The 25,034-nt window shown below is 59.7% G+C and carries 22 protein-coding genes and 2 pseudogenes; 4 read left to right on the top strand and 20 right to left on the bottom strand.

The window, feature by feature from the left end:
- Positions 1–117 (bottom strand): IS66 family insertion sequence element accessory protein TnpB (tnpB, locus tag AACY11_RS11100; protein WP_339494753.1); only part of this gene is annotated, 117 nt, incomplete at its 3' end.
- A gap of 76 nt (positions 118–193) precedes the next feature.
- Here tnpB and AACY11_RS28365 point away from each other — a divergent pair.
- The gene (locus tag AACY11_RS28365; protein ID WP_445261969.1) at positions 194–370 is read left to right on the top strand and encodes a TIGR02391 family protein; all 177 of its coding nucleotides are present in this window, start codon (positions 194–196) and stop codon (positions 368–370) included.
- Positions 371–591: 221 nt separating this feature from the next.
- Here AACY11_RS28365 and AACY11_RS11095 read toward each other — a convergent pair whose 3' ends face one another.
- From AACY11_RS11095 to AACY11_RS11050, 10 genes and pseudogenes are all read right to left on the bottom strand, one after another.
- Positions 592–855, bottom strand: coding sequence for a PAAR domain-containing protein (locus AACY11_RS11095; RefSeq protein ID WP_339434350.1), 264 nt, complete (start codon positions 853–855; stop codon positions 592–594).
- A 100-nt stretch (positions 856–955) separates the two neighbouring features.
- The gene (locus tag AACY11_RS11090) at positions 956–1,522 is read right to left on the bottom strand and encodes a suppressor of fused domain protein (protein WP_339466791.1); all 567 of its coding nucleotides are present in this window, start codon (positions 1,520–1,522) and stop codon (positions 956–958) included.
- Positions 1,519–1,719: pseudogene (locus AACY11_RS11085) on the bottom strand (GH-E family nuclease); the annotation flags it as partial. The pseudogene AACY11_RS11085 and the gene AACY11_RS11090, both read right to left, overlap by 4 nt.
- Before the next feature lie 87 nt (positions 1,720–1,806).
- A pseudogene (locus AACY11_RS11080) lies at positions 1,807–4,566 on the bottom strand (RHS repeat-associated core domain-containing protein); the annotation flags it as partial.
- Between the two features lie 133 nt (positions 4,567–4,699).
- A complete protein-coding gene (gene hglS, locus AACY11_RS11075) occupies positions 4,700–6,085 on the bottom strand; it encodes a 2-oxoadipate dioxygenase/decarboxylase HglS (protein WP_339494749.1) in 1,386 nt (461 codons plus the stop codon).
- Between the two features lie 88 nt (positions 6,086–6,173).
- Entirely contained in the window at positions 6,174–7,394 is a 1,221-nt protein-coding gene (glcF, locus tag AACY11_RS11070) for a glycolate oxidase subunit GlcF (RefSeq protein WP_339433937.1), read from the bottom strand.
- A gap of 2 nt (positions 7,395–7,396) precedes the next feature.
- Positions 7,397–8,443, bottom strand: coding sequence for a glycolate oxidase subunit GlcE (gene glcE / locus AACY11_RS11065; protein WP_339494748.1), 1,047 nt, complete (start codon positions 8,441–8,443; stop codon positions 7,397–7,399).
- A complete protein-coding gene (gene glcD / locus AACY11_RS11060; RefSeq protein WP_339494747.1) occupies positions 8,443–9,942 on the bottom strand; it encodes a glycolate oxidase subunit GlcD in 1,500 nt (499 codons plus the stop codon). The genes glcE and glcD overlap by 1 nt, the downstream gene beginning before the upstream one ends.
- Positions 9,939–10,865 (bottom strand): alpha/beta fold hydrolase, encoded by a 927-nt coding sequence (locus AACY11_RS11055; RefSeq protein WP_339433934.1) that lies wholly within the window; start codon positions 10,863–10,865, stop codon positions 9,939–9,941. The genes glcD and AACY11_RS11055 overlap by 4 nt, the downstream gene beginning before the upstream one ends.
- Before the next feature lie 21 nt (positions 10,866–10,886).
- Positions 10,887–12,341: a flavin-containing monooxygenase gene (locus AACY11_RS11050; RefSeq protein WP_339494746.1), complete on the bottom strand. Its 1,455-nt coding sequence runs from the start codon at positions 12,339–12,341 to the stop codon at positions 10,887–10,889.
- A 191-nt stretch (positions 12,342–12,532) separates the two neighbouring features.
- Here AACY11_RS11050 and AACY11_RS11045 point away from each other — a divergent pair, with 191 nt between their 5' ends.
- Positions 12,533–13,606 (top strand): diguanylate cyclase, encoded by a 1,074-nt coding sequence (locus AACY11_RS11045; RefSeq protein ID WP_339433932.1) that lies wholly within the window; start codon positions 12,533–12,535, stop codon positions 13,604–13,606.
- A gap of 108 nt (positions 13,607–13,714) precedes the next feature.
- On the opposite strand, the gene AACY11_RS11040 is transcribed toward AACY11_RS11045, so the two are convergent.
- The 8 genes from AACY11_RS11040 to AACY11_RS11005 form a co-directional block, all read right to left on the bottom strand.
- Positions 13,715–14,584: an isocitrate lyase/PEP mutase family protein gene (locus tag AACY11_RS11040; protein ID WP_221733829.1), complete on the bottom strand. Its 870-nt coding sequence runs from the start codon at positions 14,582–14,584 to the stop codon at positions 13,715–13,717.
- Positions 14,585–14,759: 175 nt separating this feature from the next.
- A complete protein-coding gene (gene astA, locus AACY11_RS11035) occupies positions 14,760–15,794 on the bottom strand; it encodes an arginine N-succinyltransferase (RefSeq protein ID WP_339433931.1) in 1,035 nt (344 codons plus the stop codon).
- Between the two features lie 61 nt (positions 15,795–15,855).
- Positions 15,856–16,872 (bottom strand): arginine N-succinyltransferase, encoded by a 1,017-nt coding sequence (locus tag AACY11_RS11030; RefSeq protein WP_339466572.1) that lies wholly within the window; start codon positions 16,870–16,872, stop codon positions 15,856–15,858.
- A gap of 118 nt (positions 16,873–16,990) precedes the next feature.
- Positions 16,991–18,340 carry an APC family permease gene (locus AACY11_RS11025; protein ID WP_339466573.1) on the bottom strand — a complete coding sequence of 450 codons (1,350 nt, stop codon included), beginning with the start codon at positions 18,338–18,340 and terminating at the stop codon, positions 16,991–16,993.
- A gap of 81 nt (positions 18,341–18,421) precedes the next feature.
- Positions 18,422–19,174: an N-formylglutamate amidohydrolase gene (locus AACY11_RS11020; protein WP_339433929.1), complete on the bottom strand. Its 753-nt coding sequence runs from the start codon at positions 19,172–19,174 to the stop codon at positions 18,422–18,424.
- Complete coding sequence (locus tag AACY11_RS11015) at positions 19,158–20,489, bottom strand: glutamine synthetase (protein ID WP_339494744.1); 1,332 nt, start codon at positions 20,487–20,489, stop codon at positions 19,158–19,160. Before AACY11_RS11015 ends, AACY11_RS11020 begins: the two co-directional genes overlap by 17 nt.
- Positions 20,486–21,130, bottom strand: a complete 645-nt coding sequence (locus tag AACY11_RS11010) for an isochorismatase family cysteine hydrolase (protein WP_339494742.1) — start codon at positions 21,128–21,130, stop codon at positions 20,486–20,488. Before AACY11_RS11010 ends, AACY11_RS11015 begins: the two co-directional genes overlap by 4 nt.
- A gap of 2 nt (positions 21,131–21,132) precedes the next feature.
- Positions 21,133–21,987 (bottom strand): MurR/RpiR family transcriptional regulator, encoded by an 855-nt coding sequence (locus tag AACY11_RS11005; RefSeq protein ID WP_339433926.1) that lies wholly within the window; start codon positions 21,985–21,987, stop codon positions 21,133–21,135.
- Between the two features lie 329 nt (positions 21,988–22,316).
- On the opposite strand from AACY11_RS11005, the gene AACY11_RS11000 reads away from it, so the two are divergent.
- Both AACY11_RS11000 and cobF read left to right on the top strand, forming a co-directional pair.
- On the top strand, positions 22,317–22,886 hold the full coding sequence (locus tag AACY11_RS11000) for a histidine phosphatase family protein (RefSeq protein ID WP_339433925.1): 570 nt from the start codon (positions 22,317–22,319) through the stop codon (positions 22,884–22,886).
- Entirely contained in the window at positions 22,886–23,641 is a 756-nt protein-coding gene (cobF, locus tag AACY11_RS10995; protein WP_339494740.1) for a precorrin-6A synthase (deacetylating), read from the top strand. Before AACY11_RS11000 ends, cobF begins: the two co-directional genes overlap by 1 nt.
- A gap of 202 nt (positions 23,642–23,843) precedes the next feature.
- Here the strand turns inward: cobF and AACY11_RS10990 are convergent, their stop codons facing one another.
- The gene (locus tag AACY11_RS10990; protein ID WP_339494738.1) at positions 23,844–25,025 is read right to left on the bottom strand and encodes an acetyl-CoA C-acetyltransferase; all 1,182 of its coding nucleotides are present in this window, start codon (positions 25,023–25,025) and stop codon (positions 23,844–23,846) included.
- Positions 25,026–25,034 lie beyond the last annotated feature (9 nt).

Genomic DNA, 25,034 nt, shown 5'->3' with positions numbered 1-25,034 from the left:
AAACACCGCGACCTTGAGGTCCAGTTCGACCAGAGCGGCGAGGCCGTCGATGGATTTTCGCAAGTCCACGGGTTTGGGGTAGAGGTACACTTTTTCAACTTTGGCGTCGGGTCGCATCATGGCGGGGGCTGGCTCCGGAGAAAAACGGGAGCACAGCATCCGGCGTCAGGGGAGTGCTTTGAATGTGTAGTTCATGGAGCGGTTACTTGCGAACTTCGTTCGGGGCACATTTGGGATGTTTCGAAACCCTGCGGCCTATGAGGCTCGAATACACTGGACTATGACCAAAGAAGATGCGGAGTATTTGCTTACAATCGTCTCTCTGATTCATCGACGCCTTGATAAAGCACATATGCCTCCGAGACTTTGAAACACCCTGCACTCCGAACTTTAAATTCATACGCCGCCGTAGGAAGGCGCGGCTCTGTCTGTCACTGCGCGTATCCGGTCGGCCAAGATTACGCTGCACTATGCAAAAGTTTGCTAACGGACAGAAGCGGATATCCAAAGTTCTAATGGTCCAATTTATTATCCAGCAGAACAACGGATAAGCCGAACACGGGAGTTATAAAGTAGACGAAATTCAGAAAATTAGCTGATTACAGCACCTTTCGGGCCACTAGCGATAAGGGCTGCGCCACAGGCGGTCTTCATCCCGTCCAGCGCGATAGGCGTGCCATCGACAGTATAGGTCCTGCTGCCCTCAGCAATCGGAAAAACGCCCTTGCACAATGGACAGCTGACCTTATGACCGAGCCCAGAAATTGGCTTTCCATTCAGATTAGTTTGGGAGAAAGCTTCTAGAACCTTACCACCATGTGAAGTGGAATCGCCTAGGCGAATAGCATCTGTCATATCATCACCCCGCCTTCAGATATCCGTTTTCCACAACGCCCCACTAAACTCAATTAAGCTCGTTGCAGAAAACGGAGCAAAGAAAGCTTGCACTATAAATTCAAGCGACCAAGCTATCCCTACTTAGGGAAAACAAATCAATCGATGTTTCTTCAAGCAATACTTCAAAAGCATCCGCACCTTTTTGTTCAATATATTTAAGCTCCGAGTCAAACACTGGAACAATCCACGCAAAAACGAATGTAAGGCCATGCGTATCAGGCCCAGTATAAGAAAATGATTCATCTCCAAAAAAAACCGGAGGCTTGATCCATACAGCAGAGAGCGAGCAATCATCAAAAACAACTCCCTCCCTCTGTATTAACTGATTATTCAACAAGGCGCAACTGGATCCAATAGCATCATCTGCAAGTTGCTTTACGATTGCGACTGCATTCTTGGGAATCTCATTCTGATCAATAGACAATAACAATTCGTGGTGTATTACTTGTGCAGGCACCGAAGACTTAAGTCCTACATGTGAAAGGCCTAGCGTACAAAATGTGACAACACCTTCCACACTACCATCCCGACACTCAACTACTTGATAAGAATGTGCACCTTCAGAAAAGTCCCACCCTTGGTAAATTTTCCCAAAGTGCTTCTCTATATGTTCAATAATGCTCATTTTCGATTTCCTTCTCTACGGTTGCAGGATGGGCATTTTAGAATAACGCCCGTCTGGTAATTGTCGAGAACCTCTTTTCGACTTACGCCGTCTGGGAAATCTCTTTTGCTCCACGGATCGGGATGGTGATCCATATCCCAATCTCGCGGACCTGTTCCTGGGGCAACTTCTACTTCTGTTTCGCACACAGGACAGATTTTGCCTCCGTTCGGTCCGGGAAGAGCACTATTCCATGCGTCCCTTACAGATGCCTTTCTCCATCCTCCACGACTCGTGACCTGACCTTTTTCATTTGTACCTTTAACCAATCCAAGCGGATCAATCCAACCATTGGCGTTTGGCGCATACTGGTAGATGTTAATGCCGCCCGCGAAGCCAATAGGATCCTGCGAAATAAACCGCCCAACCCTCGGATCATAGTACCTATATCGATTGTAGTGCAGCCCAGTCTCATGATCGTGATACTGCCCCTGGAACCGTATCGGATTCGTCACACCATGCTGCCGCGCCCATTCTGAACGCTGCTCCGTCACCTGCCCCCAAGCCTTGTACTGCGCGGTCCAGGCCATGTTGCCTTGTGAATCCGTCAGCTCCTGCGGCGTCCCCAAGTGATCACACTGATACCAGGCCAACGCATCAAACGGTAATGCCGTAGCTTTGTGATTCCACAGTGGATCCTCATCAAGGCTGTACTCACCGCTGTAATCAGGCTGCCCCATGAGCTTGATCGGCGCGTGGCGCACAGCTTGAGCGACGGGTATGAAAGTGCCCGGTTCAAAGACGTAATGCACTGTGCGACCCGGCTCGCCATCGCCCTGCGCCAGGCTACTTTCCCACGCGAGGTTGTCGCCATCCCATCCGTAAAGCGTAAAACCGCAGCCCAGTTCACGCTGTTTGCGGGCGTGCTCGTTTCTGTTCCAGAGGGAACCGGCTTCAGGCCGCTGTTTGTAGTGCGCGCGGGAGTTTTTGTGCAGGCGGCGTCCCAATGCGTCGTAAGCGAAATCCACGCTCAGACGAGGATCTTCAAAATGCACCAGCCGATCAAACAGGTCCCAACGCAGATCACTGCGTTGGCCGTTGTGCCAGCGCTGGATCTGATTACCGCGTTCGTCATAGTCGTAGTGGGTGCCGGCGTATTCACGCAGCAGGTTATCGACGAGTTTGCTGCGCGCTGGGGTCAGGTCCAGTGGTCGGAGAATTTCTGTCGCCTTGTCGTCGAGCAGGTTGCCGGCCGGGTCGAAGGCGAAGGTTTCCATGCCTTGACGTGTGGTGGCGCTGAGCAGACGACCGACCGGATCGTAGCGATAGGCGATTGGCCCGCGGCGGCTGTCGTTGATGTCAGTCAGTTGGCCGGCAGCGTCGTATTTGTATTCGCGCTTGAGCAGCGTGGACTTCTCATCGCTGCGTCCCAACAGTTGCTCCTGCAAGCGTTCGGCCGGGTCCCAGCTTTGGGTTTGCAGCAAATGGTTACCTTGATGACGGGCAACTTCGCGGTGCAGGTCGTCGCGTTCGTAGCCGATCAGTTCATGTTCATCCAGGCGTATGCCCAGTAGGTGGCCGCTGCCGTAAGTGAGCCAACTGACGCGGTGGCCGTCCGGGCGTACGGTGGCAACACGTTGATTGAGCACATCGTACTCGTGCTGCCAGATCGCGACGGTGGGCTTTTCCAGCCCGAGGTAATGCTGGTATTCGCGCAGCAGATTGCCGGCCGGGTCGTGGAACCATTGCAGACGGCTGTCAGCGTTGTCAGCCAGCACCATATTGCCGTTGCCGTCGTAGGCAAAAGTCTCGCTTTGCGACTGCTCGCCCAGGGTAGCGCGACGCTCGATCAGGCGGCCCATCGGGTCAAAGCTCGCCGAGATGATGCGTTTGCCATTGATCAATTGGGCGAGGCGACCAGTTATCGGGTCGTACTGATAGCGAGTGCTGCGCCCGTCAAATCCGCTCTCTTCCAGCAGGCGTCCGACCGGGTCATAGTGGAAGTGCGCGCGTTGTTCGTTTTCGTTTTCCAGGGCGGTTAGCCGTCCGAGACGGTCCCAGCGATAGCGCAGGGTTTGCTCGGCGGCATCAACACGTTCGGCGATCAAACCGGCCGCGCTGTAGCTCCAGGTGGTACAACGATCCAGACCATCAACATGTGCCAACAATCTACTCTCGGCATCACGCTCGAAACGCTCTTCAGTTTTGTCCGGGTGCTTGATCAGCACCAGCTGCCCGGCCTTGTATTCGTATTCGGTGGCGTTTCCGGCGGCGTCGGTGAAGCAGATCATCTGCCCCAGTTCGTTGTATTCCCAAGCACTGGTTTTGCCTGAGCAATCGACGTACTCGACCAGTTGCCCGGCGTCGTTGTAGTCCAACGTCTTTTCGTTGCCGTTGGCGTCCTTGATCGCGGTGGGCTGACCGGATTTGTTGTAGGCGTATTCGGTTTTGTTGCCCAGCGGATCGAGCGCTTCGACCAGGTTGCCTTGGTCGTCATAGGCGCGTTGCCACTGACCACCCTCGGCATCACTGATTTTGATCAGCATGTCTTGGTCGTCGTAGGCGTAATGCATCACCGTGTGATCGGCTCGGATGTGTTCGAGCAGGTTGCTGCGTTCATCGTAGCTGTAGCGATCCGTGCTGCCATCGGCATTCACGCGGCGCACGATGTTCTTGGCCTCGTCACGGAAGAACCATTCCGAACGCTCATCCGCGTAACGGATGCGGTAGGTGTAGCCAAGGATGTCGTAGTAGTGCCAGGTCTCGTTGCCAAGCGCGTCGGTGACGAAGGTCAGACGGATGTTTTCGTCCCACTCCAGACGCGTGTCGAAACTGCCATCGTCGGCCCATTCGCGCACGGCTTTGGCCTTGGCGCCCTGGCCGTCCCACTCAAGGTTCATGCCACGCCCGGTACGGTCGGTGTAACGAGTGATCAGGTGATGCTGGTACTGATACGACCAGACTGCGCAGTTCTCGCCCTGCGCCTGAACCAGGCCGCCATAGGCGTCGTATTGGTACGCACAAAGTTGTCGCAACGGTTCGCCGTCAACGATCTGCCAGAGGCCGATTTGAGGTCTGAAGTGCGCAACTTCTTGCGCACTCGTCTGTACAGAACGGATTACGTGGGCTGTAGGGATATGCCCACACGGTTATCCACATTTGAGTGCGCAAGAAGTTGCGCACAGTGGCGTGTGGCCACTATTGGCGAGATTCAAGCGCAGCAACGCATTCTTCAATCGAACGTTGCTGGGTTTGCGCATACAACCCCAATTCATCAATCGTCGAGCGTCCCAGCGCCTGCTCGAATGCCTGTCGGTTGGAATGTTCGCCATAGTGGGCCTGCGCTGCATCCCCAAGGTTCGATTGAAAGATCCCCGCCGCACTGACTGGCAGGAAATCTTCGTACACCAGCGGTTCAGCTTTCACATAACCGTCGCGTAACAAATCCTCCAAAGAAGCGGCATTTAGGCTACCCGCCGCCACGCCTTTTTCCGTGGCGAAATAGCGAAAGTACGCCAGGCCCTGTTCGCGCATGCCCTCGACGCTGTCAGGAAATTCGCCAAAGTGTTGAGTCATCAGCGCGTTGTAGCGTGCGGCGTTGGCTTCATTGGGGAAGTCGCCGAGTTCGTCGCGGGCGGCATTCAGTAAACGGTCATACAGCGCCCGGCCCTTGGGCGTCAGCGCTGCGCCGCGTTGTTCGATTTCGCCGAAACGGGCGCTGTGGCTGCCGCGGGTTTCACGCTGGTCGGTGAAGGCGATTGGTTCGTCCAACGCTTTGAAACTGGTCTGACGCAGCAAGATCGGGCACTGCCGGCGTGGTGGGCCTTCGATCACCGCTTTTGGGGTGATGCCGTGGGTTGGCATCTGCGCCTGCACGCTGTCGATATCCAGTGTGCGCGGTGTCAGGTGGTTGATGTGCGGGCCTTTGAACGCGACGACGTCAGCGATCAAACGATGCTGGGCGCTGAGCGTCTGGTACTGCGCGGCGGTGACGGTTGCGCTGTGATGCCAGCGAAAGGTCTCCAGTGCCTGTAGGACAAACTCCGCGGCGTCTGCCTCATTCAGTCCTCCGGCCGTCTCAGCCTGTGCGATCAAACGTAATGCCGCCTCAGTAAAGATTGAACGCTTGGCCAGCACCGATTCGGCAAAGGCGCGCAGTTCAGGATCGTCAATCAACTCCAGGCGTAACAACGAGGTAAACACGCGAAATGGGCTGATTTGCAGCGCCTCTTCATGCACCGCACGAAACGCGGTGGAATGCACCGGTACGCCCGCCGGCGTCAGGTCGTAATAACCCACCGGTTGCATGCCCATCACGGCGAACAGGCGGGCGAGGGTGGCCAGTTCAGTCGCGGTGCCGACGCGGATCGCGCCATGGCGCTCCATGTCAAGCCGTTCGATTTCACCCGTGCTGTTGAGCTGTCGGGCGATGTCTGGCTGACGTGCGAGCACATCGCGGTTGGTCTGCTCCACCAGTGCCAGCAGTGCGCCGTACAGCGGCACTTCTTCGCGGTACATGTCGGACATCGCTTTGGAGAAGCGTTGGCGAATCAGGTCGGGGCTGACGAAAGGCTGCACTGTCATGAAAAAAATTCCTGCCACGGTCACGTAATGGATGGAGGAAAAGATCGCAGCCTTCGCCTGCGCGGGCAAACGAAGAATCCTACGGACTTCATTCTGCCAACGACTGATCCACCCATTCGACCCAGTGCAAAACCTGTGTGCGTCCAGCACTGGCCAGGTGGCTCTGACAACCGATGTTTGAAGTGACGATCAGTTGCGGGCGGCCGCTTTCCAGCGCGTTGAGGCGGTTATCACGCAGTTGCCGGGCCAGCACCGGTTGCGTCAGCGAGTAGGTGCCTGCCGAACCGCAGCACAAATGCCCGTCCGGCACGGCCGTGAGGTTGAAACCCAAACGCGTCAGCACGGCTTCCACCGCGCCGCCGAGTTTCAGTGCGTGTTGCAACGTACACGGGCAATGCACGGCGATCCGTCGTTCGCTGGCGGCACAGACCTGCTCCAGCGGTTCTTGCGCAAGCACTTGCACCAGATCCAAGGTCAGCTCGCTGATCCGCCGTGCCTTGCCGGCATAGCGCGGATCGTCCCTGAGCAAATGCCCGTAATCCTTGATGAACGCGCCGCAACCGCTGGTGGTCTGCACAATGGCTTCAGCGCCGTTTTGCAGATGCGGCCACCACGCGTCGATGTTTTGCCGGGCGCGGTCGAGGCCCTTGGCCTGGGCGTCGAGGTGATAGTCCAGCGCGCCGCAGCAGCCGGCTTCGGCCACCGGGGTGATGCTGATCCCCAGGCGATCCAGCACCCGCGCCGTTGCGTCATTGGTATTGGGCGACAAACCTGGTTGCACGCAGCCTTCCAGCAGCAGAACCCGGCGCGCATGCCGTGGGGACGGGCGCACACCCGAGCTCGGCAGGTGCTGCGGCAGTTTGCTTTCAATCATGCGCGGCAACAGCGGCCGGAATGTCGTGCCCACTCGCAACAAACCTTTAAACAAACCGGGATTCGGCGCGAGTGCCCGCAACCCTTCACGCAGCATGCGTTGCGCCACCGGGCGCGGCACCGCCTGATCGACCACTGCCCGGCCGATGTCGAGCAAGTTGTGATAATCGACGCCGGACGGGCAGGTGGTTTCGCAGTTGCGGCACGACAGGCAGCGATCCAGATGCAGTTGTGTCTGCGCAGTCGCCGGCGCGCCCTCAAGCACTTGCTTGATCAGGTAGATACGCCCACGCGGGCCATCGAGTTCATCGCCGAGCAGTTGATAAGTCGGGCACGTTGCGTTGCAAAAACCGCAATGCACGCAGGTACGCAGGATTTTTTCCGCCTCGGCGGCGCGGGGCAGTTGGCGGGATTGCTCGCTGAGGGTGGTTTGCATGGCTAGAACTCTGCGTACATTCGACCGGGGTTGAACAGCCCTTGCGGGTCGAGTTGCGTTTTGAGTTGCCGGTGATAGCGCAGCAGTGCCGGCGCCAACGGCTGAAACGGAGTGTCGTGGCCGTGGGTGAAGCAAGTGGCGTGGCCGCCAAGGCCCTCGGCGAGGGCGTGAATGCCTTCGTTGGCAGATTTGAGCCAGCGTTGCGCGCCGGCCCAGTCGATCCATTGCTTGCCGGACAAGTCCAGTGGCCCGAGATTGTTCGGCAATGACAGGCGCCATAACGGCAGGCCTTCGTCGAAAAACGGCAAACGGTGCTCGTTCAAATCGCGCCAGAACACCGAGTCCAGCGGCTCTCCGCCCAAGCGTTGATGCGCCGCCGTCACCGAGCCTTCGCCTCCCTCAAGACGCAGGTACAGACTGTCGCCATCGTGACACGCCGCGCTGATGGGCAGCGGTTGCTGGCCCCATTCGGCCAGATTGGCCAAGGCGCGGGCGCAGTCGATGTCGAGGCGGATGCTCAGGCATTGCCGAGGTTTGGGCAGGACTTTGAGCGAGACTTCAGTCAGTACGCCGAGGCAACCGAAACTGCCGGTCATCAGCCGCGACAGGTCATAACCGGCGACGTTTTTCATCACTTCACCGCCAAAACGCAGGTGCTGGCCGAGCCCGGTGATCACCCGAGTGCCGAGGACGAAATCGCGCACCGAGCCCGACCATGGCCGCCGGGGCCCGGACAGGCCTGTGGCGATCATGCCGCCGACCGTGGCGCTTTCAGCAAACGCCGGCGGCTCGCACGGCAACATTTGCCCGGCAGCGTCCAGCGTCGCGAGCAGTTCGGCTAATGGCGTGCCGGCACGAACCGTGATCACCAGGTCGGTCGGCTCATAGTGAACAATGCCGCGATGCTCACGGGTGTCGAGTACCTCGCCGGCCACCTCGCGCCCCAGAAACGCTTTGCTGTTGCCGCCCTGGATTTTCAGTGGCGTGGCACTGTTCCGCGCCTCGTTGACCTGATCGAGCAGGGCGCTGGCGGCATCGAATTCGGCCATCAGAAACGCTCCAGCTCGGGGAATGGCAGTTGCCCGGCATGAATGTGCATGGCGCCGAATTCGGCGCAGCGGTGCAGGGTTGGAATGTTTTTGCCGGGGTTGAGCAAGCCTTGCGGGTCGAACGCGGCTTTTACGGCGTGGAACAGGCTCAGTTCAGCGCTGTTGAACTGCGCGCACATCTGATTGATCTTCTCGCGGCCGACCCCGTGTTCGCCGGTGATGCTGCCGCCCACCTGCACGCACAATTCGAGGATCTTGCCGCCCAAGGCCTCGGCGCGGTGCAGCTCGCCGGGCTGATTGGCGTCGAACAGGATCAGCGGGTGCATGTTGCCGTCGCCGGCATGAAATACGTTGGCCACGCGCAAACCATATTCGGCGCCGAGGCGGGCGATGCCTTGCAGCACACCGGGCAGTTCGCGGCGCGGTATGGTGCCGTCCATGCAGTAATAATCCGGCGACAATCGGCCAATGGCCGGGAACGCGTTCTTGCGTCCTGCCCACAAGCGCACGCGCTCGGCTTCGTCGCGTGCCTGGCGTACTTCGGTGGCGCCGGCCTTACTCATGACCTCACGCACGCGCAGGCAATCGTCGTGGACATCGGCTTCGACGCCGTCGAGTTCACACAACAGAATGGCCTCGGCGTCGACCGGGTAACCGGCGTGGATGAAGTCTTCGGCGGCACGGATGGCGAGGTTGTCCATCATCTCCAGACCGCCGGGAATGATTCCCGCCGCGATGATGTCGGCCACCGCCCGGCCAGCCTTTTCCACGGAATCGAAACTGGCCAGCAGCACTTTCGCCACTTGAGGTTTTGGCAGCAGTTTGACCGTGACTTCGGTGATGATCCCCAGCAAACCTTCGGAGCCGGTGAACAGCGCGAGCAGGTCGAAACCCGCTGCATCGAGGGCGTCAGAGCCCAGGGTCAGGCGTTCGCCCTCGATGGTCAGGACTTCGATTTTCAGCACGTTGTGTACGGTCAAACCGTACTTGAGGCAGTGCACGCCCCCGGCGTTTTCGGCAACATTGCCGCCAATCGAGCAGGCGATTTGCGACGATGGGTCCGGCGCGTAATACAACCCGAACGGTGCGCCAGCCTGGGAGATCGCCAGATTACGCACGCCCGGTTGGACTCGTGCGGTGCGCGCGGCCGGGTCGATGTGCAGGATGTTGTTGAAGCGCGCCATCACCAGCAACAGCCCTTTTGCCAGTGGCAAGGCCCCGCCGGACAAACCGGTGCCAGCGCCACGGGCAACAACGGGGACGTTTTGTTGATGGCAGAGTTTGAGCAGCGCCTGCACCTGATCAAGACGACGGGGCAGGGCAACCAGCATGGGCGTGGTGCGGTAAGCCGACAAACCATCGCATTCGTAAGGCTTGAGCTCTTCATCGCGCCACAAGACGTCGAGATCCGGGATGGCTTGCTGCAAGGCCTTGAGCAATTGAGCTTTGTTCACCTCAGGCAACGGGCCGTCGAGGCGCTCGTCGTAGAGGATGTTCATCGCTGATTTCCCAAGAACTCCCGGTACAACCGTGCGGTATTCCCCGGCTGCTCGACCATCGGCATGTGCCCCACGTTATCCCACACGTCCACCCGCAAATTGGCGATGCCCTTGCTCCAGACCGGCACGCTGCTGACGTCGATCAAGCGATCCTTGCGCCCCCACAGCAGCAGGGCGGGGCATTTGATGTCGGCCAGTTTCGGCTCCATCGGCGGGCTGGCGCGCAAGTCGCGGAAGATCTCTTCCAGTTCATCGCGTTGCTGCTCGTAGCGCTGGGCGATGGCATCCAGCACCAGGTTCGGCACCCACGGCGGCGAAGCCATGGTCATGGCATAAAACTGGCGGAATTCTTCCCGGGAGTTGATCAAAAACGGGTTATGCCCTCGGGCCAGATGACGCTCCATGTCGCTGGCCTGCGGTGCCGTCACACCGGCCGGGTCGATCAGCGCCACCGAGGCAATGCGATCCGGATACGTCGCCGCCAGCCACGCAGCAATGTAGCCCCCCATTGAATTGCCGATCACATGGACCTTCTCCACGCCGCAGACGTCGAGCAACTGGATCATGCGTTTGGCCTGCAGCGCAATGTCGTAACCGCCTCCTGCCTTGAAGCCGGTTTCACCGTGGCCGGCCAGGTCCGGAATGATCACCCGATACTGACGCACAAAATGCCGGGAGAAGCGCAGCCACAGGTTCTTGTCGCCACTGTAGCCGTGCAGCATCAGGATCGCGCTGGCGGCCTCATACGGCCCGCCCTGCCAGGTCGACACCGTCATCTCGGCGATGGGCACTTCAATTTTGTGCAGCTTGTACCACTTGGCCTCGATGGCCATGTTCAAGTCATAGAGCCAATGACCGACCGCCGGATAACTCAACCAGCTCCAGGCCACGAAAACCGCGAGGGCGACAAACAGCAAAAGCATCGACGTCTTCCTTTTACGTGTTCAGGACAGAATGTGGTCGGCCGGTTTCAGCGACCGGGTCAACCGGTAATAGCTGAAACTGAAGCCGGGAAACATCGCGATCACATGACCGCTCTTGCTTTGATACCAACTGTGGCAGCCGCCGGACTTCCAGACGGTGCGCTCCATCTCCCGGTGGATCATCTCAGTGTAGGTACGTTCCGCTTCGGGGCGTACTTCGATGCTGCGCAAACCATTGGCTTGCACGGTGCGGATGCAGTCGAGGATGTAATTCATCTGCGACTCGATAATAAACAGCGCCGAAGTGTGGCCAATGCCCGTGTTGGGGCCGGTGACGATAAACAGATTGGGGAAGTCCGGCAGGCTGGTGCCGAGGTAGGCGCGGGGATACTCGGCCCAGACATCTCTGAGTTGCACGGCGTTTTTTCCGCTGACCGGGTAGGAAATAACGCCATCGGTGGCGTCGTAACCGGTCGACCAGACAATCAGGTCGACATCAAGGTGCTGGCCGTCCTGGGTGTTGATCCCGGTTTCATCGATGGAGGCGATACCTTGCTCACGGGTGTGCAGCGTGACGTTGGGTCGGGTCAGTGCCGGGTAGTAGGTGCTCGAAACCAGTACCCGCTTGCAGCCGATGGTGAAGTCGGGAGTGAGTTTTTCTTGCAGCTCTGGATCCGCTACCTGGCGTTTGAGAAAGCGCAGCGCTTGCTTTTGCACCAGGTGAATCGCCGGTTTCGAGTATTTGAAGGCGATGACCCGGGTTTCGAATTGCCAGTAGATCAGCCAGCGCAGGAGTTTGTAAGCCGGTTTCAAACCCAGTAGCCAACGCTGAACCGGCCCGAAGATGCGATCAGCGCGAGGCAACACCCAGTGCGGCGTGCGCTGGAACACATGCAGTCGCTCGACGTGCGCCGCAATGGCCGGAATCACCTGTGCCGCGCTGGCACCGCTGCCGACGATGGCCACGCGTTTACCGCGATAGTCGTAGCTGTGATCCCAATGGTTTGTATGAAACGTCTTGCCTTCAAAGCGCTCCTGCCCGGGGAAGTGCGGGATCACCGGTTGGCTCAAGGGGCCGGTGGCGTTGATCAGGAACCGCGCGTAGAACGTGCCCTTGGTGCCGGTGTGGACCGCCCAGTGCTTTTCAGTGTCGTCCCATTCGATGCGTTCGACATTGGCTTGCAGTTCCACCCGCTCGCGCAGGCCGAACTCGTCGATCACATGCTCGGTGTAACGGTGCAACTCCGCTTGTCCGGCAAACATCTGCGACCAGCGGTACGGCGCGAACGACAGTGAATACAGTGGCGACGGCACGTCCACGGCAGCGCCCGGGTAGGTGTTCTGGCACCAGGTGCCGCCGAAGAAGTCGCGCCGTTCCAGCAGGCGAAAATCGTCGATCCCGGCCTTGAGCAGATTGACTGCCGCGCACTGGCCACCAAAACCGCTGCCGATGATCAACACTTGGCAGATCTGCATGGGCCTCCTTCTTATAGTTGTTTTTCCGTTTTCCTCCTTTCATGTATAGCCAAATATTTGCTTTGTGGGAGCGGGTTTGTGTACCGGGTCGAGCTCGCGGGCCGGCGATGGCTATTTAACGTCGCCCTGATAGACTCCAGACACATCCGTCTGACGGTGCGCCAAGGTTCTTTTAAACGAACGAGGCCCTTATGAGAAACACCGGGGGAAAGGGACTTTCATTGGCCAGGAGGCTTTATACATCGCGAATCCTCGGTCTGGCGTTGGGGTTGTTATGCGTGAGCATGGCGATGTACCCGCTCGATCCGCCGCTGTGGGTTTGGGCCCTGATGCTGTTCAACGGCTTGCTCTGGCCACATCTGGCGTTTCAGTGGGCGCGTCGGGCCAAAGTGCCTTACTACGCCGAACACCGAAACCTGTTGATCGACGCGTTTCTCGGCGGTTTCTGGGTTGCGGCGATGCAGTTCAATCCGCTACCCAGCGCCACGACCATTTCGATGATGGCGATGAATAACGTCGCCATCGGCGGTTTGCGTTTTTTGCTGGCCGGCACGGCGGCGCAGATTCTCGGTGTGTGTGTCGGTCTGGTGGTGTTTGCCCCGGTGTTCATTCCCCAGACAACGCCCTTGCAGTTATATGCCTGCCTGCCGTTGCTGATGCTGTATCCGTTGGCGCTGGGCTGGATCTGCTTTCGTCAGGCCTACACGCTGGGCCTGCATAAACGCGAATTGCTGGCCCTGAGCCGCACCGACAGCCTCACCGGATTGCTCAACCACGGCGCGTGGAAGGATCAACTGGAGATTGCCTTTCAGCGCTGCAAACGGCAGCAGCAGGGCGCGGCGATCGCGTTGATCGACATTGACCATTTCAAGGCGATCAACGACACCTACGGCCATGTGGCCGGCGACATCGTGCTACGGCAGTTGAGCAAAATGCTCAAGCAAAACCTGCGCGTGACCGACATTGCAGGGCGTTACGGGGGCGATGAATTCTGCGTGATCCTCCCGGAGTTGCCGCTGTTCAACGCCGCCCAGGCCATGGAGGCGTTGCGTGAGCGCTTCGCGACGCTGGGTTACGAGCAGAATCCGGCGTTGAAGGTCAGTTTGAGTATTGGCCTGGCGGCGTACGAACCGGCCCATGCCGATGCGACGCGCTGGCTCAATGATGCCGATCAGGCGTTGTACGAAGCCAAGGCCGGCGGGCGGAATCGGGTGATCTGCAATTGCGACAACCTGCCCAGGCAGCCATTGCTCGACTCGGTCTGAGTCCCTCTATGTTGCATCCGCGATAGAGCGAATTCTGACGCGGGCGATGCAGCGGGAGGTGGCGTACAAGGCGCCGGTTTAGCGGCTGACGTCAGTCCGGCCACCGCGTTACTCCTTGACGCTCATGTATTCCTTCGCCCAGAGAATGTACTCCTCCGGCTGGGTATAGGTGTGCGTCAGTTCGGTCGCGCTCAAGTCCGAAGCCTGGGTGAAAATCTGCCGCTGTTCGCGCAGGCTGTCGTAGGTGGCCTTGATGGCCGCGAAGTAAGCGCCATGGCCATCGATGGTCACGCGCACGCCCAGTTCGGCCAGACGCTTGTCGTCACGCAGTGCCGGGTTGCCGTAGGTGACCAGCATCAGCGGCACGGTCAGGTGTTCGGCGATTTGTTCCAACTGATCGAAATCCTGCACCCCGACCATGCAGATACCATCGGCGCCTGCGGCCTGATACTGACGGGTGCGGCTGATGATTTCCTGGTTCGGCAGGATGCCGGCGTTGGTGCGGGCGATGATGGCCATTTCCGAATCGACCCGGGCTTCGAGTGCGGCGCGGATCTTGCCGACGCCTTCGGCGACCGTGATCAGGTCGGTGGATTTGCGCCCGAATTGCGCGGGCAGCAAGGTGTCTTCGATGGTCAGGGCGGCGACGCCGGCGCGTTCCAGTTCGACGATGGTGCGCATCACGTTGAGGGCGTTGCCGTAGCCGTGGTCGGCGTCGGCGATGACCGGCAATTGGGCGACGCGGCCAATGCGGGTGGCCTGTTCGGCAAACTCGCTGAGGGTGATCAGGGCAAAGTCCGGGGCGCCGAGCACCTGCAACGAGGCCACCGAACCACCGAGAATCCCCACTTCAAAACCCAGGTCAGCGGCAATGCGGGCCGACATCGGGTCGAACACCGAAGCCGTGTGGTAGCAGGTATCGGATGCCAGCAGTTGACGGAAATTACGGCGCAAATCTTGATGAGAAAGCCTGGTCATACGAGTTCCACCAATACAAAGGAATGGAAGGGCTTGAGCAAAGGTGTCAACGCCGAAGGATGAAAAGGCTATCACGCGAATGGGTCAAGGATCATGACGAATTTGCGGGGCTGGGGTTAAACATGCGCCTTTGGCTGAAAGGATTCATCTTTGGCGGCAGATTTCCATGGCCGGTTCATGCCGCCACGGCATGCCGCTGTTGATTGGGCAGCATCACCGCCCGTACCGAGTTGCCTGGTTGCAGTTGCAGGCGTTTGGCCGTGAGGCGGTCGATCACCAGGCTGCTGCCGACGCAACGGGCGCGAGCGACGGTGATGCGGCAGTTTTCCAGGCGACGGTTGTGGATCAGCCACAAGGGGGCCTGCTCGTCGGGGCTGCCGAGGCTCAAGGTCAGCTCAAGGCTGTCGCGCACCGTGCGGATGTTTCGGATCGGTGATTCGATCACCGGGCCACCATCGAAAATGTCGATATAGCCTTTGTGCGCAAAACCTTCGGCCTGAAGGATTTTCAGCGCCGGCTCGGTATTGGGATGCGCCTGACCGATAGCGGCCTGGGCCTGCTCAGTGAGCAGGCAGGTGTACAGCGGCTGGCGTGGCATCAGCTCGGCGATGAACGATTTGTTGCCCAGCCCCGACAGGTGATCGGCGTGGCTGAAGTCCATCTGGAAGAAATGCCGGCCCAGGCTGTCCCAAAACGGCGAACACCCCAGTTCATCGGCGCTGCCGCGCAGTTCGGCGATCATCTTTTCGCCAAACAGATGCGGAAATTCGGCGACGAACAGCAAGCGCCCCAGCGACAAAAGCCGACCGTTACTGCCATGGCGCTGGTCATGCCGCAGGAACAGCGAGCACAGTTCCGATTGGCCGGTCAATTCGTTGTTCAGGAACAGCGTGGGAATCTGGCGTTGAATGCCCAGATCCGGCGCCGAACTCACCGTCAAACCGACCCGATAGTTGTACCAGGGCTCGCGCAGGCCGACCGCTCCGGCCATTGCGCTGACACCGACCACGCGCTGGTCATCGTCTTCGAGCACAAACAGATAGTCGGCATCGGCACGTTCCACTTGCTCGGCGAATGCACGTTGCGCCCAACGCACGCGGTGGGCCAGGCGATCTTCGTTGACCGGCAGGGTGGTGAACCCCGGGCCGGCCTGTTGTACCAGCGCCATCAAGGCGGGCAGGTCACTGACTTTAACCGGGCGGACAATCATGCTGTAACTCCTTCTGCGCGCCTGTTCGGGCACTGTCGTTGGGTGCGGAGCCGGGCGCGGTTCACAGGGCTATCAGCCGGATCGGGTTGCCATCGGTCACATTCAGCGCCGCACACATTGCAGGGGTGAGAGACAGCGGTTGATCGGGGTGGTAATCGAGTTCGGCGACGATGCACCGAAAACCGTGCAACGCATCGTTGCTCAGCAGATAACGGCCACGCGCATCGATTTGCGACTGTTGCCGCACGTGTACCGTCTGGCTGCGGGCGATCGAGCGGATAGTCGCTGTGCGTGCATACAGGGTCGGGCCGGCGTCGAACAGATCGATGTAGCTGTTGGTTTCAAAGCCTTCACGCTCAAGAATGTCGAAGGCTTCCTGACCGTCCGGGTGGATGCGGCCAATGCAGTCTTGTGCGGCCTGCGGCAGCATCGGCACGTAGATCGGGTATTGCGGCATCAGTTCAGCCAGAAACGTACGGTTCTGCAATCCGCACAGACGCTCGGCTTCGGCATAGGGCAGGTCGAAGAAGTGCTTGCCCAGCGCGTCCCAGAAGGGCGAATGGCCGTTTTCATCGCTGTAGCCGACGATTTCGGTAATCACGGCTTCGGCGAACCGTTGCGCATGGGCCGCGATGAACAGCAGGCGCGCCCTCGAGAGCAATTCGGAAAACGGCGTCCCCACCAGCGCAGCGTTGATGTGGAAACCGCGCAGCAGCGTGTGGTCGTTCAGGTCGTGGCACAACGAAAGCGCCGGCACGCCGTGTTCGATGTTCAGCTCTCGCGAGGCGCTGGTGAAATGGCGATTGCGCAGGCTGTAGAACGGTTCGTCGAAACCGGCAGTGGCGAGGATTTCGGAGCAACCGAGCAGTTGTTGGCTGTCGAGGTCTTCCAGCACGAAGAAGTAGTTCTCCGGGCCATGGGCGGTGGCGTCTGCGGCAAACGAAGCGCAGGAACCGGCGATTTTTTCACGCAAACGGTCGCTGTCGTCCGGCAGGGACGTCACGCCCACCAAACTGTCGCGGGCCAGTTGTTGTAGCTGGGGCAGGTCAGTCTGCGCGACTGGGCGTAAGGCCAGCATGGATGTACTCCTGTATCAAAAGGTTCGGCAAATTCACCGAACCTGACTATCACTGTCGGTTTCCACGCGTTAAATCGGCGTGCGCCTGATTTGTTGTCAGACGCTGCTCTTTTTCTTGTCAGCCGTTGCTTGGGTCCGGCAGCGCGGTGCTAGCCCCGAGTTTGTTGAGGAAGAACAGGTACACCAGGCCCAGAGCGATCCAGATCAGGCCGAGTTTCTGTGCATCGACGCCCATGTTGTACATGATGGCCGCGACGATGATGAAACCGATCACCGGGCAGATCAGATGGCGCACGATCTGACCGGACTTCTGCCGACGCCAGTAGTAGTTGATCACGGTCAGGTGCAGCAGCATGAAGCCGCTGAGCGCGCCGAAGTTGACCAGCGACGTCAGGGTGTCGACCGAGTTGATGAACAGGTAGCAGATCACCAGCGACAGCACCGCCACCAGATAAATGCTCAAGTACGGTGTGTTGTGTTTGGGGTGGACCTTGGCCAGCACTTTCGGCAGTTTGCCGTCGCGGGCCATGCCGAACAGCAGGCGCGATACAGCCGCTTGCGAGGTGATTGCCACCGCTACACCCCAAGCCAGGGCGGTCGCGACACCGGTCAGGGTGGCAAGCCAGCTGCCAGCGGCGATTTCGGCGATTTCATAGAACGCAGTGTCGGCGGACGTGAAGCCCATGCCGGCGGCGAGGTCAGTGGCAATCCAGGTTTGGGCAACGAAAATCACGCCCATCACCACCAGCGTGATCAGTGCCGCTTTGCCGACACTGCGGCCCGGATCACCCTTGATTTCTTCGGCCAGGGTCGAGATCGCGTCGAAGCCCAGGAAGGACAGCACCGCAATCGACACCGCTTGCATCAGCAGGGCGAAGTTGAAGGTCTCGGCGTTGTACAACGGCGCCAACGTCAGTTCGCCGTTACCGCCACCGTTGTGCAGGGCCGTCCAGGCATAGAAGAGGAAGATGCCCAGAACGACCAGTTGGGCCAGCAGGAAGATGATGTTCATCCGTGCGGTGAAGGTGATGCCGCGCAGGTTGACGAACGTCGCACTGACCAGGAAGGCCAGAATGAAACCGACTTTCGGAATATCCGGGTACAAATGGTTGAGTGCCATCGCCGCGTAGACGTAGAGCAACGGCGGAATCAGCAGGTAGTCGAGCAGCATCAGCCAGCCGGCGATGAAGCCGACATGTTGATTCAAGCCGCGTTGCGCGTAGGAATAGACAGATCCGGCAATCGGAAAGGCTCGGGCCATGCTGCCGTAGCTCAACGCTGTAAAAAGCATCGCCACCATGCCGATGATGTAGGCCAGCGGCACCATCCCGGGCGCCTCGGCATTGACGTAGCCATACACGCCAAACGGGGCGATGGGGATCATGAAGATCATCCCGTACACCACCAGGTCAGTAAGTGTCAGGCTACGTTTCAACTCTTGCTTGTAGCCGAATTCTTCAATTTCCATGAAGCGCAACTCCTTGTCAGCCAGTCGGTCATTTTTTAGTTGTTCTATCGGTCCATCATGTACAGCGTCAGCAGTGTTTCTTTACAGCAATGGTGCGAGGTATCCGGCCCAGCGCGATACGGCTTCGGGGCTGTGCAGCAAGTCGTTGCGCACCTCGATGAGCACTGAATCCAGGCCCCGGGCATCGCCGTGTACCGGCACGGTCATGTCGCCCAGTGGGTCAATTCTGTACGGCTGATTGCCGGCCACGTTCAACGGATGTTGCTCCAGACCGTCGAGCAGACGCTGGGCATACACCTTGGCCTGACCGAACAGCACGCCGACCTCCACCGTTCGCGGCTGGCCGTAATACACCGGCGTGAAACTGTGAATTCCCACCACCCGTACCGGTTGGCCCAGCGCAATCCGCTCGTCGATCAACATTTGCAAGCGCGTGTGAAACGGTTTGAACAGTGCCTGACGCCGGTATTCGCGAGTGGCTTCGTCCAGCTCGCGGTTACCCGGCACCTGATAAATCTCACTTTGCGCCGGAATGCTGTCCCGGGCGTGCCGTGGCCGATTCAGGTCGATCAACAGACGTGAATAGTTGGCGCTCAACAGCGTTGCACCGAGTGTTTGCGATAACTGCTCGGCCAGTTGCAATGCGCCGATGTCCCAGGCGATGTGTTCACGCGCGGCGATATCGTCCAGGCCCAGGTTGTTTAGGGCCGCGGGGATGTAATGGCTGGCGTGCTCGCACACCAGGATCACCGGATGCGTCGAGTCGGCGCGGCTCAGGTTGTAGACCGGTCGGGTATACAACCCAAGCTCGGCGGGCTCAGTACAGGCGTGCATAGTGCTCACACAGGTCAGCGGGCGAGAGCTGTTCCGTCAGCGCCAGTTCCTCGGTTTTAAGGGCGTGATACGTGTCGAGCAACGGCTTGGGCAGCCATTCATTGAAGGCTGCACTGTCGCGCAGGCAATCCAGCGCCTGGGCCAGCGAGGCGGGCAGGGCAACGATACCCCGGGCCTTGCGTTGCTCGTCGTTGAGTGAATCGGGAATGTCATCGGTGATCGCGTTCAGCGCCAGACGCTGTTCGATCCCCAAGCGGCCGGCGATCAGCAGTGCAGCCATTGCCAGGTGCGGCGAGGCGGTGGCGTCCATCGCCCGGAATTCAAGGTTGAACTGTGTGGCCACGGATTTGCCGCCCAGTGTCACGGTCGGGCAGATACGCAACGCCGCTTCACGGTTCTGCTGGCCAAGGCACGCATAGGACGCGCTCCAGTGGTGCGGCTGCAAGCGCTCATACGACACCGGGGTTGGCGCGGTGAACGCACACAGCGCCGGCAAATAATGCACAACCCCCGCCGCCCAATGCTGGCCGAGGGTCGACAAGCCGTTGCGGGTGCCGGCGTCGTAGAGCATTGGCTGACCGGCCAGGTCGAGCAGGCTGACGTGCAGGTGCACGCCGTTGCACACCGCGTCCGCCGAGGTCTTCGGTGCGAAACTCAGGTCCAGGCCCATCTGCCGGGCGATCTCGCGGGTGATTTCGCGCACGTTGACCGCACGATCCGCGGCGGCGACACCCAGGGTCGGCCGACAGGTGATTTCGTATTGGTGCTTGCCGTATTCGGGCAGGAACATTTCCGGCTCGACGCCACCGGCGCGCAAGGCGCTGAGCAGCCAGCCGCCGAATTCGGCGCCCTGACGCTGGGCTTCGAGGGAAAACGCCAGATGTTCGACAAAACCGGCGTGCAGATTGAACTCGTGTTCAAACGCGGCGTTGACCTGCAAACCCAACTGGTCGCGATAACGTTCCACCTCATCACGCAGCAGCGTACGCGGGCAGGCCCCCCACGGACGGCCATCGGTTTCGCGGATGTCGCCGTGAATGAAATCCAGCGCCGGTGCGTCGGCATCCGGGCCGTTGCCGACAATCACGCGGCTGGCCAGATCCGGGATCAAACGCAGGTCGCCATAGGCGCCCCATGGATTGGTCGAGGCGATGATGTCCTGAGGTGTCAAGGCGCTGTTGGCGGGCACCCAGCCACAACCGGCGGCCTGGTAGTGCTCAAGTTCGTCGGTGGGGAACGAGCGGCCACGGGTGATGCCGATCAGGTCAGTGGTGACGATAGTGGTCATCGGCAGCGGTGTCAGGCGGGGGCTCATGGCTGCATCTCCTGCAACCGGGCGAGCACGGTGTCGGTGTCGGTGATCCAGCAATACCCCTTGATCGCGTTCAGACAGGCGTGATGGCGCTCGGCGCTATAAGTGGCGCAGGCGTCTTCGACCAGGGTCACCAGATAGCCACGGTCGGCGGCATCGCGCACCGCCATGTCGACGCACTGGTCGGTAACGATACCGGCGATGATCAGATGGCGGGTTTGCAGATTGCGCAGCACATAGTCGATGTTGGTCGAGTTGAAGGCCCCGGAAGAGGTTTTCGGCAGGACGATTTCGTTTTCCACCGGGGTCAGGTCATCAATGATCCGCGCCTGTGAGCTGCCTTTGGGCAGGTGCATGTCCGAGAGCTTGTGGTCAAGCGAGCGGTCGCGGCCATCGGCGGTCAGACTTTCAATCAGGGTGTGCAGTACGTTCTGCCGCGTCTGACGAAAGGCACTGAGCAACCGGCGTTGATTGGGCACCACCTGCATGTGGGTGCGGGTCAGGAAGTACTCGGCGTCCGGGCCGTTCAGGTGCGGGTCGAACTGCGGTTCGAGCCAGGCACGCTGCATGTCCACCAGCAGCAACGCGGTGTGGTCAGTGACAAATGGCAAGTCCCGCGGCGAGCGGTGGGGAAGGCTGAACATCCTTATTTATCCTCCAGCAGGTGGGTGTTGAAGTCATTGCGCAGGGCATCGATGCCTTCCAGGCGATCGGCCAGATTCTCACTGCGCAGGGTCAGACAGGCTATCAGCGCTTCGACCTGAGCCAGTGCTGGCACCATGGTGTCGAACGGCGAAGCCGACTCCACCGGGGCGCTGATGATCAGGTCGGCCAGTTCGCGCAGCGGCGAGGCGTAGATGTCGGTGAACAGCACCACGCGCGCGTTATTGTTTTTTGCTGCGCTAGCGACGCGCAGGGCTTGGGTCTGGTAGCGGCGATAGTCGAACACCAGCACGACGTCCTGGCGCTGCAGATCGAACAGGCGATCGGGCAGTTGCGCATTGTCATCCAGGGCAAAGCAACCAGGGCGCAGCAGGCGCAGGTGATTGAGCAGGTAGTTCGCCATCAGGCTGCTGAAGCGCCCGCCAAAGCAGTACACCTGATGCCGAACGTCGAGCAGCCAGTCCGTGAGAATGCGCACATCTTCGGGTTGAGTCAGCGATTGGGTTTCGACCAGCAGACGATGACTGTCGCTCAGGTAGTGGCTCCAGGCGTCATCCTTGTTCTGGTGCGCGCGGGGTTGCAACAGGGTGCGCGGCGAGCGCAGACGATGATCCATGTCGCTGAGCAGCGCATCCTGGAATTGGGCATAACCGCCGAAGCCGAGTTTCTTTACCAGGCGCACAATGGTCGGGTCGCTGACACCGGCATGCTCGGCCAGTCGTGCCATGGGCCCCAGGCCGTTGCGCGGGTACTGATCAAGCAAGGCGCGAACGACTTTGCGCTCCGACGGCGTGAGATCGAGGTCGGGGTCGGTGATCAGGTCTCTGAGAGGGGGCATCCTGGCTCCTGCTGGATGAAGGTGTCGAATTTGCTTCACAATTCGCTAAAACAGTATTTATGTAACTTACGCTACATGTCTAGTGAATTTTTTATCCTGTTGAAACGGCCCCAAAACAGGGCAGGATGCCCGTGTAACAAGGGCTACACGGAAGTCGACGTGTCTTGTAGTCCATTGCCCGTGGAGGTGTCAGATATTGCCACTTTCCCAGTGTCGGCGGGTATCGCGGTATTTCATCGGGCAGCCCTGGAGCCCTTTATTTACGGCACAATTGCCAACACTTCGGCATCAGGCCGTTGATTTCATGGTGCTCGACAGAGGAATTCATTGTGCAGACCACCCGTTTGACACTGATTTGCCATGCGCGAACCGTCTCACAGAAATTGGCGCGTTTTCCTACGAATGAGCCTGTTGAAAATATCCGGTCAGCGTCTGATGCGTTGGCCTCACGTTTCAGTTCCGCCCGCCGTTTGATTTGCGGCCCTGAATTGCGCACCCGACAGACGGCGGCGTGGTTCGGCGCGGATGCGCAAGTTGACGAGGTGCTGCGTGACTGTGACTGGGGGCGCTGGCACGGCCAGTCGATCAAGGACCTGCAACTTAAACAGGAACAAGCGCTGTACGCCTGGCTCCAGGACCCACACGCCACGCCCCACGGTGGTGAGTCGGTTGCGCATCTGTGTGAGCGAGTGGCGGCATGGCTGGTCAGTTTGCAAACCACGCCGGGACACGTCGTGGCAGTGACCCATCCGTTTATCATCCGCGCCGCGTTGATCCAGATGATGCGCGGCTCGGCCTTTCATGACATCGATGTCGAGCCACTGTCAGTGGTCGAACTGCGTTTCACCGAGCGCTGGCGCCTGCGTCTGCCCAGTCTCGATGATGGAGGCGCTGTCTGATGAAACGACTGCTGGTCATCGGCATTGGCGCTGGCAACCCGGACTACATCACGATGCAAGCGGTGAAGGCGCTGAATCGGGTGGATGTGTTCTTTTTGATGGACAAAAGCCAGAGCAAGGACAAGTTGATGGATCTGCGCCGCGAGATCTGCGAGCGCTACATCACGGATCCCGCCTACCGCTTCGCCCAAGTCCACAGCCCGGAGCGTGAGCGTGGCGACGCGGACTACGCCACCAACATTGATGATTTGAACCGGGCGAAGCAGCAAATCTTTGCACGGCTGATCAATCAAGAGCTGGTTGACGGCCAGTGCGGCGGTTTTCTGGTGTGGGGCGATCCGGCATTGTACGACAGTACCGTTCGTATCCTGCGGGCGCTTCTGGCGTGCGGTGCCTGTGAGTTCGAGTTCGAAGTGATTCCCGGCATCACCAGCGTTCAGGCATTGGCAGCGCAGCACAAAGTGCCGTTGAACACAATTGGTCGCTCGATTGAAATCTCCACGGGCCGGCGTTTGGCGGCAGGGCAGGTGAGTGATGCGGACAGTCTGGTGGTCATGCTTGATGCCGAAGATGCCTACCACCGGGTAGCCGATCCGCAGACCGAGATTTACTGGGGGGCTTACCTGGGAACGCCGGATGAAATTCTCATCAGCGGCAAACTCGGGGAGGTCGCGGATCAAATCGAGCAGGTGCGCAAGGCCGCGCGGGCTGAGCATGGGTGGATCATGGATACGTATTTGCTGCGCAAGCCTTAGAGCTTTGCTGGCGGGGCTGACCCGCTGTCGCTCGCGAAAACGGTGTGTCAGTCGCCGGAGATGTTGGCTGGCCGGACGCCTTCGCGAGCAAGCCCGCTCCCACAGGGGGATGGTGGTGGATACGAGATTTGGGTCTGTCGCCGATCCAGGGTGGGAGACAGCGAGCGGATGTCGTGGATCCGCCCGCTGTCTGTATTGCTCTTTATGCGCGTTGCAGTGCCAGAGCGACGCCTTGGCCGCCTCCGATGCACAGGGTCGCCAGACCCTTTTTCGCATCACGCTTGATCATTTCGTGCAGCAAGGTCACCAGTACGCGGCAACCCGAGGCGCCGATCGGGTGACCCAAGGCGATGGCGCCGCCGTTGACGTTGACCTTGTCCAGATCCCATTGCAGATCCTTGGCCACCGCCAGCGATTGTGCGGCGAACGCTTCGTTGGCTTCGATCAAATCCAGTTGCTCAATCGACCAGCCCGCCTTGTCCAGGCAGCGGCGGGTGGCTGAGACCGGGCCGATGCCCATGATCGCCGGGTCAACACCGGCGTTGGCGTAAGCGGCGATGGTCGCCAGCACGGGCAGGCCGAGCGCTTTGGCTTTTTCGGCGCTCATCAGGATCACGGCGGCCGCGCCGTCGTTGAGCGATGAAGCATTGCCGGCGGTGACGCTGCCGTCCTTTTTGAAGGCCGGACGCAGTTTCGCCAGGGATTGGGCAGTGGTTTCGCCGCGTGGCTGTTCATCAACCTTGAACGCGACCGGATCGCCCTTGCGCTGCGGAATCAGGATCGGGGTGATTTCATCAACGAATCGCCCAGCCTCGATGGCTGCGGCTGCTTTTTGCTGCGAGGCGGCCGCGAAGGCGTCCTGCTGTTCGCGGCTGATGTCGTATTTGTCGACCAGATTCTCGGCAGTGATGCCCATGTGGTAATCGTTGAACGCATCCCACAGGCCATCGCTGATCATGGTGTCGACGATTTGCGCATGACCCATGCGTAGACCGGTGCGTGCGCCCGGCATCACGTAGTTGGACAGGCTCATGTTCTCCTGGCCACCGGCAATGATCACCTCAGCGTCGCCGCAACGGATGGCCTGTGCGCCGAGGTGCAGGGCCTTGAGGCCTGAGCCGCAGACCTTGTTCAGGGTCATGGCCGGCACGGCGTGATGCAAGCCAGCCTTGATTGCCGCCTGACGCGCCGGGTTTTGGCCGGCGCCGGCCGTCAGCACCTGGCCCATGATCACTTCATCAACCTGCGCCCCGTCCAGCCCGGTCTGTTCGAGCAACTGGCGGATCACCGCCGCGCCCAGATCAACCGCGCTAACGCTGGCCAGAGAGCCCTGGAAACTGCCGATCGCGGTACGCGTGGCGGCAACAATGACGACGTCTTGCATTTTCGAATT

It is taken from the genome of Pseudomonas sp. RA_105y_Pfl2_P56, assembly GCF_963970845.1.
In the GTDB taxonomy this organism is placed as follows: domain Bacteria; phylum Pseudomonadota; class Gammaproteobacteria; order Pseudomonadales; family Pseudomonadaceae; genus Aquipseudomonas; species Aquipseudomonas baetica_A.
Note: the sequence above shows the minus strand (reverse complement) of the source record. Positions and strands in the feature narration are given on the sequence as shown.